This is a genomic window from Halorubrum sp. SD41 (genome assembly GCF_058630335.1).
Genome location: NZ_JBZVGZ010000035.1, coordinates 1 through 14922, shown reverse-complemented (window position 1 = coordinate 14922; position 14922 = coordinate 1). Strand labels below are relative to the sequence as shown.

The 14922-nt window shown below is 70.5% G+C and carries 16 protein-coding genes; 9 read left to right on the top strand and 7 right to left on the bottom strand.

The features are described 5' to 3' along the window. Positions 1-41: 41 nt before the first annotated feature. Both AC4NMM_RS14100 and AC4NMM_RS14095 read right to left on the bottom strand, forming a co-directional pair. Positions 42-350 carry a MarR family transcriptional regulator gene (locus AC4NMM_RS14100; RefSeq protein WP_096393050.1) on the bottom strand — a complete coding sequence of 103 codons (309 nt, stop codon included), beginning with the start codon at positions 348-350 and terminating at the stop codon, positions 42-44. Positions 351-358: 8 nt separating this feature from the next. Beyond that, positions 359-751, bottom strand: a complete 393-nt coding sequence (locus AC4NMM_RS14095; RefSeq protein WP_096393051.1) for a VOC family protein — start codon at positions 749-751, stop codon at positions 359-361. Between the two features lie 157 nt (positions 752-908). On the opposite strand from AC4NMM_RS14095, the gene AC4NMM_RS14090 reads away from it, so the two are divergent. Then, positions 909-1280, top strand: a complete 372-nt coding sequence (locus AC4NMM_RS14090) for an SHOCT domain-containing protein (protein WP_423997631.1) — start codon at positions 909-911, stop codon at positions 1278-1280. A 33-nt stretch (positions 1281-1313) separates the two neighbouring features. Here the strand turns inward: AC4NMM_RS14090 and purQ are convergent, their stop codons facing one another. Together purQ and purS are read right to left on the bottom strand one after the other, a co-directional pair. Then, the gene (gene purQ / locus AC4NMM_RS14085; protein WP_096393052.1) at positions 1314-1991 is read right to left on the bottom strand and encodes a phosphoribosylformylglycinamidine synthase I; all 678 of its coding nucleotides are present in this window, start codon (positions 1989-1991) and stop codon (positions 1314-1316) included. Positions 1992-2016: 25 nt separating this feature from the next. Continuing rightward, entirely contained in the window at positions 2017-2268 is a 252-nt protein-coding gene (gene purS / locus AC4NMM_RS14080) for a phosphoribosylformylglycinamidine synthase subunit PurS (RefSeq protein WP_008442483.1), read from the bottom strand. A gap of 180 nt (positions 2269-2448) precedes the next feature. Between purS and AC4NMM_RS14075 the strand changes: the two genes are divergently transcribed. Beyond that, a complete protein-coding gene (locus AC4NMM_RS14075; protein ID WP_096393053.1) occupies positions 2449-3429 on the top strand; it encodes a formyltetrahydrofolate deformylase in 981 nt (326 codons plus the stop codon). 75 nt (positions 3430-3504) lie between these two features. Continuing rightward, positions 3505-3693: a hypothetical protein gene (locus tag AC4NMM_RS14070; protein WP_096393054.1), complete on the top strand. Its 189-nt coding sequence runs from the start codon at positions 3505-3507 to the stop codon at positions 3691-3693. 9 nt (positions 3694-3702) lie between these two features. On the opposite strand, the gene AC4NMM_RS14065 is transcribed toward AC4NMM_RS14070, so the two are convergent. Further along, positions 3703-6645 (bottom strand): ATP-dependent helicase, encoded by a 2943-nt coding sequence (locus AC4NMM_RS14065; RefSeq protein ID WP_491924539.1) that lies wholly within the window; start codon positions 6643-6645, stop codon positions 3703-3705. A gap of 170 nt (positions 6646-6815) precedes the next feature. On the opposite strand from AC4NMM_RS14065, the gene cmk reads away from it, so the two are divergent. Next, on the top strand, positions 6816-7430 hold the full coding sequence (cmk, locus tag AC4NMM_RS14060; protein ID WP_096393056.1) for a (d)CMP kinase: 615 nt from the start codon (positions 6816-6818) through the stop codon (positions 7428-7430). Between the two features lie 16 nt (positions 7431-7446). On the opposite strand, the gene AC4NMM_RS14055 is transcribed toward cmk, so the two are convergent. Continuing rightward, on the bottom strand, positions 7447-7920 hold the full coding sequence (locus AC4NMM_RS14055) for an MGMT family protein (protein WP_096393057.1): 474 nt from the start codon (positions 7918-7920) through the stop codon (positions 7447-7449). 143 nt (positions 7921-8063) lie between these two features. On the opposite strand from AC4NMM_RS14055, the gene trpC reads away from it, so the two are divergent. The 4 genes from trpC (at position 8064) to AC4NMM_RS14035 (ending at position 11928) form a co-directional block, all read left to right on the top strand. Continuing rightward, positions 8064-8900, top strand: a complete 837-nt coding sequence (gene trpC / locus AC4NMM_RS14050) for an indole-3-glycerol phosphate synthase (protein WP_096393059.1) — start codon at positions 8064-8066, stop codon at positions 8898-8900. Further along, on the top strand, positions 8897-10201 hold the full coding sequence (gene trpB / locus AC4NMM_RS14045; protein ID WP_096393060.1) for a tryptophan synthase subunit beta: 1305 nt from the start codon (positions 8897-8899) through the stop codon (positions 10199-10201). The genes trpC and trpB overlap by 4 nt, the downstream gene beginning before the upstream one ends. After that, the gene (gene trpA, locus AC4NMM_RS14040) at positions 10202-11056 is read left to right on the top strand and encodes a tryptophan synthase subunit alpha (protein ID WP_096393061.1); all 855 of its coding nucleotides are present in this window, start codon (positions 10202-10204) and stop codon (positions 11054-11056) included. 80 nt (positions 11057-11136) lie between these two features. Further along, positions 11137-11928: a 2-amino-3,7-dideoxy-D-threo-hept-6-ulosonate synthase gene (locus tag AC4NMM_RS14035; protein ID WP_096393062.1), complete on the top strand. Its 792-nt coding sequence runs from the start codon at positions 11137-11139 to the stop codon at positions 11926-11928. 21 nt (positions 11929-11949) lie between these two features. Here AC4NMM_RS14035 and AC4NMM_RS14030 read toward each other — a convergent pair whose 3' ends face one another. Beyond that, the gene (locus AC4NMM_RS14030) at positions 11950-13518 is read right to left on the bottom strand and encodes an HTTM domain-containing protein (RefSeq protein ID WP_096393063.1); all 1569 of its coding nucleotides are present in this window, start codon (positions 13516-13518) and stop codon (positions 11950-11952) included. Between the two features lie 120 nt (positions 13519-13638). Between AC4NMM_RS14030 and AC4NMM_RS14025 the strand changes: the two genes are divergently transcribed. Further along, a complete protein-coding gene (locus AC4NMM_RS14025) occupies positions 13639-14811 on the top strand; it encodes a 3-dehydroquinate synthase II (RefSeq protein WP_096393064.1) in 1173 nt (390 codons plus the stop codon). Positions 14812-14922: the final 111 nt, after the last annotated feature.

Genomic DNA, 14922 nt, shown 5'->3' with positions numbered 1-14922 from the left:
GAAACGTTGCTAACCGTACAGGTGACAGCGTAGGAATACTGTCACGAAATCTCTTCCATGTCTTCCGTTTTTATCTCTTCCAAGCGTTCTTCGCCGTACTGACCGTCTGCGTTTTTGTGGTGTCGGTGGAATCGGTAGGCGGCTTGGAGTCGTTCTTCGTCATCGGTGATTGTCCAGTACGACTCCTTGTGACGGACGAGGTCACGCTCTTTCAATCGGGAAAGGATCGCACTAACGACGTCCGTATCCAGATCGAGTCGATCGGCGATCGTCGCCGCCTTCCACGCGCGATCGTCGCTTTCGTCGAGGAACAGTACGATCCGTTCGGTATTATTCTGTACTTCGTCCATAGAGGGATTCAAACCCGCGCTTTCAGTTCCACCCGGTAGCCAAACGGGTCTCGGACGTACACCGCGCCCGCCTCGCCGGTCGCGCCGAGCGGCGAGTCGAGCGTCTTCTCGACCTCGACGTCGGCCTCGGCCAGTTCGGCCTCGATCTCGTCGACCGACTCCTCGACGACGACCGCGACGTGGTCGTAGTTCGTCTTCGTCGGCCGCTCGAACTCGTCGGTCGGCCAGAGGTGGATCACCGCGGTCGCCGAGAGCCGCACGTCGAAGAACGGTTTCTCGTCGGCCGCGTACAGCGCGTCCTCGACGCCGAATCCGAGCCGCTCACCGTAGAACTCGCGGGCGGCGTCGGCGCCGTCCTCGGGGATCCGGAGGTTGACGTGGTCGATGTGTCGCGCGTTCACGTAGGCCAGTTCGGTGCCCGAGCGCAAAAGTCGTGCGGGGGCGTCGCGACGCTCGCTTCCGAACGCCGGCAGCGTGTCTGCCGGCGACGGGGGAGCGCGGTCCCACCACCCGCGAACGGCCGCGGAGTATTTACCCACAGAAATGTAATTTTCGCACATGATTGGGTTCGACGCCGCCGCCGTCGCGCCGCTTATGGGTGGCATGGCCGGTTCGGGGATGGCGGGCGGGATGGGCGGCTGGATGGTCCTCTTCCCGCTCCTCGCGCTGCTCACCGTCGCGGCGCTGCTCGCCGTGGGCGTCGTCGGAATCAGGGCGCTCGCGAGCGAGCGCGACGACGGATCGGAGCCGAGCGAGCGGGACGAGACGCCGGTCGAACGCCTTCAACGACGGTACGCGGAGGGGGAGCTCACGGAGGCTGAGTTCGAGCGGGCGCTGGAGCGCGAACTGGAGTCCGAGGGGGCGGACGGGATCGAGTCGGAGTCACCGACGGAGGCGGAACGGAGCGGATCGGCCGCGAGAGCGCGGTAACCGCGAGTCGAGTTAGGCGAACTCCGACCCCGATCAGGCGAGCGCTTCGAGGATTCCCGCGCCGTCGGTGCTCCGGCCGAGGTCCGGGAGCGTCGCGCGCTCGGGGTGCGGCATCAGCACCGCGACCGTCTCGCGCTCACCGAGGACGCCCGCGACGTTGTCGGTCGAGCCGTTGGGGTTCGCCGCGTCCGTGACGTTCCCGTCGGCGTCGCAGTAGCGGAACAGGACGCGGTCGTCGGCGACGAGGTCGGCGTGGGCCGCGTCGCTGATCTCGAAGCGCCCCTCGCCGTGGGCGATGGGGACCTCGATCACGTCGCCCTCGTCGTAGGCGGCGGTCCACGGCGTGTCCGCGCGCTCGACGCGCAGGTGGACCGGTTCGCACTGGAAGCGCGCGGAAGCGTTGGTGGTGAACGCGCCGGGCGTGAGCCCCGACTCCGAGCCGATCTGCGCGCCGTTACAGATGCCGATCACGGGGACGCCCTCGTCGGCCGCCGCGCGGACTTCCTCCATGATCGGCGCGCGGGCGGCCATCGCGCCGGCGCGGAGGTAGTCGCCGTAGGAGAATCCGCCGGGGAGGACGATTCCGTCGGGGTCGGCCGGAAGCCCGTCCTCGTGCCAGACGCGCTCGGCGTCGACGCCCAGGTGGTCGAGCGCGCGGACGGCGTCGCGGTCGCAGTTCGAGCCGCCGAACTGGACGACGGCGACCGTCACGCCGCCCACCCCGCGTTGGCAACCGTCATCGCTCCGCGACCGCCACGTCGTAGTCGTGGATGGTCGGGTTCGCGAGCAGCCGCTCGGCCATCTCGTCGGCGCGCGCGGCCGCCTCGTCGGCGTCGGCGGCGTCGAGGTCGACCTCGAAGCGGTCCGCCGAGCGGAGGTCGGACAGCTCGAACCCGAGCCGTTCGAGGGCCTGCTGGGTCGTCTCGGCCTCCGGGTCGAGGACGCCCCGCTTCAGCCGGACCGTCACCGTCGCCGTGTACGCGGTCATACCCGTCGGTGCGGGGTCGTGTGTAAAAACCGTTTTGGAACGGCGTTTATACGCACATACGTGGATATATTGCGGTCGTTCGTGCGGGAGGCAGGGACCGCGCGGAACGAAAGGGGCAAACCCCTCCGCCTGTTGGGGAGGGTGTATGCAGCCGCTCGAACCCGCGGAGGTGATCGTCGCATGACCCGCGAACTGACCGAGATCACGGTCGTCGGAGGAGACAAGACCGGACTCATCGCGCGGGTCACCTCCCTGCTGTTCGAGCGGGGAATCAACATCGAGGATCTCGACCAGGCGGTCCGCGAGGGCGTCTTCCGGATGACGACCCGCGTCGACGCGTCGGAGATGGAGACCTCCCGGGGCGAGCTCCGCCGCGCGCTCGCCGAGCTCGGCCGCGAGCTCGACGTGGACATCCAGGTCCGCTTCCCGAGTGACCGGGACGCCCGCCGCGTCGCGCTGCTCGTCACGAAGGAGACGCACGCGCCCGAGGCGCTGCTGGAGGCCGAGGCCAACGGCGAACTGGCCGACGACGGCGCGGAGGCGGAGATCCCGGTCGTCATCGGCAACCGCGGCGACCTCCGGTCGCTCGCGGAGCGCTACGACAAGCCGTTCTACGACGTGGGCGACGGCAACGGCAACACCGACGAGGGGCGCCTCCTCGACCTGTTGGCCGAGTACGACGTGGACCTCATCGCGCTGGCCCGCTACATGCGGATCCTCTCGCCGGAGGTCGTCTTCCGGTACGAGGGCCGGATCATCAACGTCCACCCCTCGCTGCTGCCGGCGTTCCCCGGCGCGGAGGCGTACCGGCAGGCGAAGGACGCGGGCGTCCGCATCGCGGGCGTCACCGCCCATTACGTCACGACCGACCTCGACCAGGGCCCGGTCATCGCCCAGCGCGCCTTCGACGTGCCGCCGGGCGCCGACGTCGACGAGATCAAGCGCCGCGGGCAGCCCCTCGAAGCCGAAGTGCTGCTCGACGCGGTCCGGCTCCACCTCGCGGACGCCATCGCCGTCCACCGCGGCACCGTCCACGTGCGCGAGGACGCCGACGTCGACGCCCAGTTCGGGCTGAGCGACGCCGCCGTCGACGCGAACCCCGACGAGCCCGTCGACGGCGAGCCGCTCGGCCGGTCCCCCGTCTCGCCTTCGGACGACTGAGCGGCCGCGAGCGAGTCGGCCGAGTCGGCGGTCCACAGCCTATTTTTAAACGGACGCGGACGCAACGACCGGTCGATGGTCGAGCGTCGCCCGCGCACGGAGTTCCTCGCCGACACCGCCGCGGTCGTCCGCAGCGACGAGCGGTTGGTCCTGCTGTTCCTGCTGTTGCTGTCGCTCGCGGCGCTGGTCGTCTTCCTCCACTACACGACGCTGATCTTGGACGGGCTTCCCGACCCGCTCCCGGCCGAGCCGATTCGGCCGTAACCCTGGGGCTCAGTCCGGTCGGCGGTCCGCGGCGGGTTCGGCGTCGCGGTCCCCGGCCTCGTCGCTCCCGGCGCTCCGCGGCGCCTCGTCGATCTCCTCCATCACCCGGGCGTGGAACTCGCGGAGGACGGCCGACTCGTCGTCGGCGATGACGGTGTCGGAGTCGACGAGCGTCGCCAGCCCGAACGCGAGCGGACTCGGCGAGTCGACGACGCGGTGTTCGACCGCCAGGTCGCCCGTCGCGATCCGCCCGACCGCCTCGCGGATTCCCCCGACGTCCAGCCGGTCCTCCAGCAGCTCGCGGTACGTCTCCTCCAGCACGGCGAACTCCTCCAGATCGGCCGCGAACGACAGCAGCATCTCGGCGGACACCTGCTGTTCGGCGGCCGACTTCTCGTACCCCTTGTACCGCTTCAGGATGAGGAGCGCTCGCCCCGCGTTGATCCGGAAGTAGCGCTGGAGCAGGTCCGTCCCCCGAACGGCCTCGCGGAGGTCCTCGCGGACCGTCTCGGGGTCGAGATCGGCCAGAATCTGTGCCACGTCGACCTTGCGGTTCAGCGGGAGCGCGAGCGAGAACCCGCGGTCCGCGACCGCGACCGCCACGTTGGCGTCGGTCCGGTTCGCGACCGCGGCCGCGACGAGACGCGAGAGCCCGTCGTTGAACCGCCGGCCGTGGACGGAGTGGACGTAGAAGCGGCGCTTGTACTCGTTGCGGTCGAGCTCCTCCTCCACGACGAGCCGGTCGGGCGTCGAGACGCTCTCCGGGCCCGCGTACCGGACCTGCTCGTCGTACATCCGGGCGAGCGCGCGGACCGCGTTCCCGTCGAGGGGGAACTCGCGAAGCCACGCGCGGACCGCGGCCGGCCCCGGGTTCGGGCCGTCGCCGGTCAGCCGGTCGAGGAGTTCGGCCTGGAAGTCGAGCACCTCGCGCGCGAGGTCGGCGGAGAGGGGGAGGCGCTCGGCGAACCACGAGGGGACGGTCGGGCGCTCGCTCGTGCGGTCGACGTACACCTTCGAACCGCGGCGGTAGCGGAACGCGAACCGCTCGCCGCCCAGGGCGAACACCTCGCCCGGCTCCAGCGTGTCGAGGTACGACTCGTCCAAGGTCCCGACCCACTCGTCGTCGCGCGTGAACACGTCGCAGGTGAACGAGTCGGGGATCGTCCCCACGTTCGTCATGTAGATGACCCGCGCGAGCCGCCCGCGCTTGCCGACGAGCGTCTCGTCGACCGGGTGATCTGGGTAGTGGTGCTCGCCGTCCGGCGGGTCGTTGGCGTCGCGCCACACCTTCGGATAGACGTTCTTCTCTTCGAGGCCGTCGTAGTCCCCCGTGAGGTACCGGAGGAGCCGCTCGTAGGCCGCGTCGTCGAACTCGCGGTACGGGTGCGCCCGACGCAGGACCTCGCGGACCTCCCGGTCCGGTCGGATCCGGTTTATGGCCATCCCGTAGACGTGCTGGGCGGCGACGTCGTAGGCCCCCTCGGGCGGGAACACGCGGTCGACGAACCCGTCCTCGGCGCGCGCGAGGATCGTCGCGCACTCGATCAGCTCGTCGCGGTCGAGCGCGAACACCCGCCCCTCGACGGTCTCGCCGGGGCTGTGGCCCGCGCGCCCGACGCGCTGGAGCAGCGCCGCGACGGACTTCGGGGAGCCGACCTGAACGACCAAATCGAGGTGCGGCATGTCGATGCCGAGCTCCAGGCTCGTCGAGGTGGTGACCACGTCGAGCTCGCCCGACTTCAGCCCCTCCTCGACCCGGGTGCGCTGGGCCTCCCCGAGGCTCCCGTGGTGGCAGCCGGAGTCCGACTCGTCGTAGTCGAACCGCTGGCGGAGCTCTTGGAGCGTGCGCTCGGCGCCCGACCGGGAGTTCGTGAACACCAGCGTGTTCTCGTGGGACTCGATCAGGTCGCGGAGCGACTCGTAGAACCGGTCGGTCACCGCCGACCGCGGCGTGTGGACGAGGTCGGCGGCCGGCGTCCGGAGTTCGAGGTCGAACTCGCGGGCGAACCGGGCGTCGACCACCTCGCAGGGGCGCGTCTCGAAGCCGTCGACCTCGCCGGCCGCGCCGTCGACGCGCTCGCGTCCGACGAGGAACGAGGCGATCCCGTCGAGCGGTTCGACGGTGGCCGAGCAGCCGATCCGGGTGATGTCGCCGGGGTCGTGCGCCGCAGAACCCTCTTCCGGGTCGTTCCGCGCCAGCTCGGTCAGGCGCTCCAGCGACACCGAGAGGTGTGTCCCGCGCTTGTTCGCGGCCAGCGAGTGGATCTCGTCGACGATCACGTACTCGACGGTGCGGAGCTTCTCCTTGAACTTCGGCGAGTTGAGCAGGATCGCGAGCGTCTCCGGCGTGGTGTTGAGGACGTGCGGCGTCTCCGAGAGCATCGCCTGGCGGTCCGCCTGCGAGGTGTCGCCGTGGCGGATCGCCTGCCTGACGCCGGGGTCGTAGGAGTCTGCCTCTCCGTCGCCGTCGCCTCCTTCCGTCGCTGCGATCGCCTCGCCGATCCCCTCTAACGGGGCCTCCAGGTTCCGCTCGATGTCGTTCGCGAGCGACTTCAGCGGCGAGACGTACAGGCAGTAGACGGAGTTCTCCAGGTCGCCGGCGCGGTCGCGCGCGAAGAGGTCGTCGAGGACCGCGAGGAAGGAGGCGAGCGTCTTGCCGCTGCCCGTCGGCGCGGCGACGAGGCAGTTCTCCCCGGCGTCGACGTGGGGGATCGCCTCGCGCTGCGGGGGCGTGAAGAAGCCGCCGTTCTCGCCGACGTACTCGCCGAAGCGCTCGACCCACCAGCGCCGGACCGGCGGCGAGAGCCGCGCGAGCACGTCGGCGTCCGCGATCGGGACCGTCTCCGGGTCGAAGCCGGGGTCCGGGATCGCGCCGCGGTCGACCGCGTCTCGGAGGAGGGCCCGCGCGGCGGCCTCGTCGCCGCGGTCCGTGGTCTCGCTCACGGCGTTCACCAGGGCTCGGGAAGGGAAATCGGTTGCGTCGGTCCCGCGGAACTTCGCGCGACCGACCCCATCTCCGTCGGTCCCGCGGAACTTCGCGCGACCGACCCCATCTCCGTCGGTCCCGCGGAACTTCGCGCGACCGACCCGTTTATCCGGCGGCCATCCGTGTCGCCACACGTATGAGCGGCACCTCGCCGGAGCCCGACCGACGGATCGACCGGAACCTGTTCGTCACCGTCTCCGGCCCGCCGGGCTGCGGGGCCACGACGCTCGTCGAGGGGATCGCCGAGGCGCTCGACTGCGGCTACGTCTCCGGCGGCGAGCTGTTCCGCGAGATCGCCGCCGAGCGGGACATGAGCCTCTCGCAGCTGATCGCAGAGACCGGCGAGTCCGAGGAGATCGACCGGGCGCTCGACCGCCGGCTCCGCCGCATCGCCGAGAAGTGGGGCGCCGCGAACAAGGCGTTCGTGCTGGAGTCGCGGCTCGCGGGCTGGATCGCCGGCAACCGCGCCGACATCCGGATCTGGCTCGACGCCCCGGACGAGGTCCGCGCGGACCGCACGGCCGCCCGAGAGGAGATGACCTCGGAGATGCAGGTCCGCGAAGTCATCGAGGAACAGCGTTACAAGTCCTACTACGGCATCGACCTGTCGGACCGATCCATCTACGACCTGGTCATCAACACGGGACGGTGGGACGCCGAGGCGACGCTCGATCTGGCGCTCACCGGAATCCAGGGGTACGACGTCGCCGCCGACGAGGGCGCGTTCGACACGCCCGACTTCGAGATCTGACGCGCGTCCGGGGGACCTACCTAACCGAAATCCCCTCGACGGACCGCAGCACGTCTCGGACCTCCCCCGGCGTGGCGTACGGGCCGCCGCTCACTCGGTGGTCCGGCAGGAGGACGGGGACCGGGTTATCGTTGAGCGCGCCCGTGACCGTCTCCAGGTCGTCGGCGTCGTCGGGGTCGAAGCCGGCGAGCCGGGCGAGCCGGCTCACGGAGACCTCCTCGCCGTACGGAACGCTGCGGAGCGACTCCAACACCTCCCGCTGGTCGGTCGGCACGGTGAGGCCGAGCGCCACCTCGGCGAACTCGTCTCGCTCGCCGCCGAGGTACGCCTCGATCCGGTCCAACAGGTCGTGGTCGCCGTCGGCGTCCCCCGGCGGTTCGGCGGGGAACGACACCGAGATGACGCGACCGCCGGCGAACCCCACCTGAACGGTCCGGCCGATCTCGTCGAACTCCCGGGCGAAGACGCCAGACGTACCCGCCGTATCCATACCCTTCATTGGACGGGTGATTCACTTAAGTTATCGCCCGAGGAGGGGTTCCCACAGCGGGCGCCCGGGACGAACGTGGCGTCGACTCCAACGCGTTTACCCCCGCAAGCCTTATGAACAGATACGTACATTAGTGTATAGTAATGGACGATCCAAACGAGCTGGCGCCGGCGGTCCGGTCGATCCTGTCCGCCGCTCGGGAGCGCGCGGACGCGAGGGGGGACGCGAGCGGAACCGTCTCGGTCTCGCCTCGCGACCTCTCGGCCGCGTTCGAGCGGGCCGAGGCCGACGGGCGCGTTCCGGTGATCGCCGAGGTGAAGCCGACGAGCCCGACGACGGAGGGCAGCCGCGAGGACGACCCCGTCGCGCTCGCCGAGGGGATGGTCGCCGGTGGGGCCGCCGCGCTGAGCGTGCTCACCGAGCCGGAGCACTTCGGCGGCAGCGTCGACACGCTCGAACGCGTGCGCGACGCCGTCGACGTGCCGGTGCTCCGGAAGGACTTCGTCGTCGGCGAGGCGCAGCTGGACGCCGTCGAGAGCGACGTCGTCCTGCTGATCGCGCGGTTCGTTGGCGAGGGCCTCCCGGACCTGCTCGCCGCCGCCCGCGACCGCGGCTTCCGGGTCCTCGTCGAGGTCCACGACCGCGAGGAGCTGGAGCGCGCGCTCGACGCGGGCGCGACGACGATCGGCGTGAACAACCGGGACCTCGCGGAGCTCGTCGTCGACCTCGGAACCTTCGAGTCCGTGGCGCCCCGCGTTCCGGACGATGTCACGCTGATCGCCGAGAGCGGCATCGGCTCGCCCGCGGACGTCCGCCGGATGCGGGCGGCGGGCGCCGACGCCCTGCTCGTCGGCAGCGCGATCATGGACGGCGACGTGGAGGCGAACACCCGCGAACTGGTGCGGGCGGAGGCGGACGAGGACGAAGACGCGGACCCGACACTCGACGACACGACTGACACCACGGAGACACCCACATGAGCGAGACCGAATCATCGACGAGCGAGGTTGGAGAGCTTTCGCGACGGCCAGGCCGCGAGCGCGGCCGCGACGACGGGAAGTTCGGCCGCTACGGCGGCCAGTACGTCCCCGAGGCGCTGATGCCCGCGATCGAGGAGCTGACGGACGCCTACGAGCGGTACGTCCTGAACAACGAGGACGGGTTCATGGACGAGTTCCGCGAGCGGCTCGCGGAGTTCGGCGGGCGCCCGACCCCGCTCCAGCGCGCCGACCGGCTCTCGGAGCGCTACGACACGGAGGTGTACCTCAAGCGCGAGGATCTCCTCCACGGCGGCGCGCACAAGCTGAACAACGCCCTCGGGCAGGTCCTCTTGGCGAAGTACATGGGCAAGGAGCGCATCATCGCGGAGACCGGCGCCGGCCAGCACGGGACCGCGACGGCGATGGCGGCCGCGCACCTCGACATGCCCTGTACGATCTACATGGGCGAGCGCGACATCAACCGCCAGCGCCCCAACGTGTTCCGGATGAAGCTCAACGGCTCCGAGGTGAAGCCGGTGACGACGGGCCGCGGCACGCTCAAGGAGGCCATCTCCGAGACGATGCGCGACTGGGCCGAGACGGTTGAGGACACGCACTACGTGATCGGTTCGATCGTCGGTCCGCACCCGTTCCCTGTGATGGTCCGCGACTTCCAGGCGGTCATCTCCGAGGAGGCCCGCGAGCAGGCGATAGAGAAGACGGGCGGGCTCCCGACCGACGTGGTCGCCTGCGCCGGCGGCGGCTCGAACACGATGGGCGCGTTCGCCGACTTCGTCGACGACGAGTCGGTCGCGCTCCGCGCGGTCGAGGCCGGCGGCTCCACGCTCGAAGTCGACGAGGAGGCGGGCGTCGCGCCCAACTCCGCGTCGCTGTACGCCGGCGAGGAGGGCGTCCTCCACGGCGCCCGGACGAAGCTGCTTCAGGACTCGGACGGACAGATCATGGAGAGCCACTCGGTCTCTTCCGGGCTCGACTACGCCGGGGTCGGCCCCGAGCTCGCGTACCTCGTCGACGAGGGGCGCGTCGAGCCGGTCGCGGTCGACGACGACGCCGCGCTGGAGGGGTTCCACCGGCTCTCCTCGACGGAGGGGATCATCCCCGCGCTGGAGACGGCCCACGCGTTCGGCTTCCTCGAAGAGCACCACGAGGAGCTCGGCGAGCGCGTGGTCGTGAACGTCTCCGGGCGCGGCGACAAGGACCTCGACGCCGCCATCGAGGAGACGGACCAGCGCGACCTCCCGAACGCGCCGGACATGTCGATGTTCACGGAGGGGATCTGAATGGCGGAGACGGGCAACTCCGAGGCCATCGCCGCCGCGTTCGCCGACGGCCCCGCCTACGTCCCGTACCTCGTCGTCGGCGACCCGGACTACGAGTCGTCGAAGGCGCACGTCGAGGCGCTCGACCGCGGCGGCGCCGACGTGATCGAGCTCGGCCTCCCCTTCTCCGAGCCCATCGCCGAGGGGTCGACGATACAAGAGGCGCTCGTCCGCGCGCTCGACGCGGGGATGACGCCGGAGCGGTTCTTCGCGTTCGCGGAGGAGGTGGAGGTCGACGCCGCGCTGGTGTGTATGACGTACTACAACCTGATTTATCAGTACGGTAGCGAGACCGGCCCGCGGCCGTTCGTCGAGCGGGCGGCGGCCGCGGGGATTCAGGGACTAGTCGTCCCCGACCTGCCGGCGGAGGAGGCGGACCCGCTGCGCGAGGCCTGCGACGAGTTCGGGCTCGACCTCGTCTTCATCGTCGCGCCGACGACGCGCGGCGACCGACTGGACCGTATGATGGAGAACGTCTCCGGCTACGTGTACGTTCAGGCGCGGCTGGGGACGACCGGCGCCCGCGACGACGTCTCCGACCAGACCACTGAGAGCCTCGACCGGCTCCGCGAGTACGACGTGCCGAAGGCGGTCGGATTCGGCATCTCGTCGGGCGAACACGCCGAGCGCATCGTCGCGGGCGGCGCCGACGGGATCATCGTCGGCTCGGCGCTCGTCGACGTCGTCGCCGACGGCGTCGAGAACGACCTGCCGACCGCGGCGGTCGCCGACAGGCTGGAGGCGCTCTCCCGCGAACTAAAGGCGGGCGCGGAGCGCGGCTACCGCTCGCGGACGGAGACGGTCGAGTCCGCCTGACCAGAAACGGACTAATACGTCCCCGAACGAAACCGACTTACCTCCGATTGCCACACTCTCACACAACGACCCATCCCACAATGACAGCAGGACTCTCGGCACGACTCGACCGCATCTCCACGAACGACCGCTACCTCATCGTCCCGATGGACCACGGGATCACGATGGGCGCCGTCGACGGCCTCGTCGACATCGAGTCCACCGTCGACGGCGTCACCAGCGGCGGCGCGGACGCGGTGCTCACCCAGCGTGGGATCGCGCCGCGCGTCCACCAGAACAAGAACGACGCGGGCTACATCGTCCACCTCAACGGGTCGACGACCATCGGCCCCGACGAGAGCGACAAGCGCGTCACGGGCACCGCGGAGGACGCGGTCCGCGCGGGCGCCGACGCCGTCTCCTTCCACATCAACGTCGGCTCGGAGTACGAGCCCGACCAGATCGAGGAGCTGGCGGAGCTGACGGCCGACGCCGAGCGGCTCGGGCTTCCCGTCCTCGCGATGGCGTACGCGCGCGGCCCGGGCGTCGACGAGAGCGACCCCGAGGCGCTCGGCCACGCGGTCCGGCTCGCCGAGGAGCTCGGCGCCGACGTGGTGAAGACGGGGTACTCCGGCGACGGCGACTCCTTCGAGCGCGTCACGGAGTCGACCCGCCTGCCCGTGGTCATCGCCGGCGGCTCGAAGGGAACCGACCGCGAGACGGTCGAGATGGTCCGCGGCGCCATGGACGGCGACGCGGCCGGCGTGTCGATGGGGCGGTCGATCTTCCAGCACGAGGACCCCGAGGGGATCGCCCGCGCCGTGTCCGCGGTCGTCCACGACGACGCGGGCGTCGAGGAGGCGCTGCGAGCGGGCGGGTTCGTCGAGGCGTAGCTGTCGCGTTCCGATACCGTTTCAGCAGGCGACGCGCACTCGTTTCTCCGCGTCCGGTTCTCCGACGAACCCGTCGGCGTCGACGGCCTGTTCGACGTGGAAGACGGTCACCGACGCCACGTCGCGGTCCGTCCGTTCGCAGACGTACGACGCCACCGGTCGGTACCGCGACTCGGCGGCGTTCTTCAGCCTGAACCCGAACTGGTGCCAGAGGGTCGTCGGATACGTCTCCGCCGCGTCCGGCGGCCGGTCGAACGTGACCGCCCCGCCGTCACGCAGGTCGACCGTCTCGCCGGAATCGAGCGTGCCGGCGACGACGTACCAGCCCGAGGCGTCCGGCGGGTTCGGCGCGAAGAACGACCAGCTCACCTCCGACAGCTCGCCGGTCGACTCCTGTGCCGGGAGGTCGACGAGTCCGACACCCGCGGCCTGCCACCAGACGAGCGCGAGGAAGAAGCCGACGAGCAGCGCGGCGGCGCCGACCCCGAGCACGCGACGGGCTCGCGACGGAGTCCGGGACGCGGCCCCTGCGTCGGTGCCGCCGTCGCTCCGGTGCGCGGGGTCGGTCCCCCCGAGCCGCGCGGAGTCGGAGCGCCTCGTCGCGACGGCCTCGACCCGGTCCCACGCCGCGGGCGGGAGAAACAGGAGCAGGACCGAGGCCATGACGAACGGGAACACCGCGAGCCGCATCGTCGCGGCCATGCCGAGGTGCGCGGCGACGAACGCGAGGGCGAGTGCGGTCCTGCGCCGTCCGGTGGCGACGACCAGCAGGGGGGAGACGGAGAGGAGCGCGATCCAGAGCCAGTTGACCGCGGTCAGGACGGCGGTGTACTCCGAGACGAGCGGCCCCAGCCCCACGGTGAACTCGCCCAACTGGAAGATCCGAGGGACCGCAGTCCCGGACGTCCACGCGTCGCTCCGGTACTTCGAGACCGCGTTCGCCGCGTATATCGACACGAGCGTCAGGAGCGTGACGGCCGTTCCGACCGAACAGACCCGCGGGTCGGCGGCATCTCCTCGGTCGTCTCTCGCCCGTCCGTCGCTCGCTCGTCCGTCGACGTCGCCCCGAGCGTCGCGGTCGCTCCGGCGACCCGAACCGAGCGAATAGCGCGCGTCGAGCGGAAGGAAGAGGCTCAAGAAGAGGAACACGGCGAGGATCGAGTTCCCGCCGTTGATCACGTACGGGTTCCGCGCGTACAGCGACGCGAGCAGGAGGAGCGAGATCCCTGTGGCCGCCCGCGTGCGGTAGCCGACCAGCAGGCAGACGGCGGCGACGACGGCGACCGCGAGGAGTCCCGTCTGTACCCGCGCTGACCCGGACATCGCGTGGAGGGACGCTCGCTCCAGCAGCGGGAAGGTCTCGGCGAGCGTCGAGCGAGGGAGGACGCCGCCGTCCGTGTAGAACGTCCGAATCGCCGGGAGCCGATAGATCAGCAGGTCGGCGAGGAGGAGGAGCGCCACCGCGATCCGAAAGATGCCAAGCCCCCGCGGATCGATCCCGAGGCGCGGCCGGGCGCGTTCACGGAACGACTCGCGCGCACCGCCGTATCGGGAACTCGCCGCTGAGAGGCGCTGGCTTGGTGGCGTCATGCGGAGGTGTGCGTTAGACGATACTATCTCAGTGATAAGTGCTTTGTCGTCGCCGCGCCGGCCTCCGCATCGCGCGACCCTTCCGCAGTTTTCAAGCCGGCGGGCCGTGAGGTTCCGACAATGACACGCACGGTCTGGGTCAAAGCCGACGGCGCCGTCGGCGACTGGGAGGCGCGCAAGCGACGGGTCACGGCCGCCATCGAGGCCGGCGCGGACTGGGTGCTCGTCGACGAGGGCGACGTCGGCCGCGTCCGCGAGCTCGGCGACGTGAACGTGGCGGCGTTCCGCTCCGACGCCGACGTGATCGACGACGCCGAGAGCGACGCCGAGGCCGATGCGTACTTCGTCGGCAAGGGCGGCGAGGGCGACGGGACGATCGACATGCCCGAGGACCTCTCGGGCTCGGCCGACCTGACCACGCTGCGCCGCCGCGACGACCGCGCGCAGGGCGCGTACGTCCGCGTTCTGGGCACCGAGTACGAGGAGTTCGCCGAGGCCGCGGCCGACGAGGCCGAGTTCACCGTGATCGTCGGCGAGGACTGGTCGATCATCCCGCTGGAGAACCTCATCGCCCGGGTCGGCGACGAGACGCACCTGATCGCTGGCGCCACGACCGCCGCGGAGGCCCGGACCGCGTTCGAGACGCTGGAGATCGGCGCCGACGGCGTCCTCCTCGACGCGGACTCGCCCGACGAGATCCGCGGCGCGGTCGAGGCCCGCGACGCCGCCGACCGCGAGACGCTCGACCTCCGGCACGCCGAGGTGACCGAGGTCGAACAGACCGGGATGGCGGACCGCGTCTGTATCGACACCGGATCGCTGATGGACGACAGCGAGGGGATGCTCGTCGGCTCGATGTCTCGCGGGCTCTTCTTCGTCCACGCCGAGACCGCGGAGTCGCCGTACGTCGCCTCGCGCCCGTTCCGCGTGAACGCCGGCGCGGTCCACGCGTACGTCCGCAACGCCGAGGGCGGCACCAACTACCTCGCCGAGCTGTCGAGCGGTGACGAGGTCCAGGTCGTCGACACCGACGGCCACACCCGCGAGGCGGTGGTGGGACGCGTGAAGATCGAGAAGCGCCCGATGTTCCGGATCCAGGCGGAGATAGAGACGGAGGACGGTACCGACCGCATCGAGACGCTCATCCAGAACGCCGAGACCGTGAAGATCGCGACGAGCGAGGGGCGGAAGGCCGTCACCGACGTCGAGCCCGGCGACGAGGCGCTCGTCTACTACGAGGACGTGGCGCGCCACTTCGGCGAAGCCGTCGAGGAGAGCATCATCGAGAAGTGAGGCGGTTGCGGTCGCGCGGCCCCGGCCCCCATTGCCGCCGGGGCGGCGAGGAACCGGCCGGGTTCTGGCGGCCCGGACCCCATTTACCGGGAATCCGGAACCCGGGTCCAA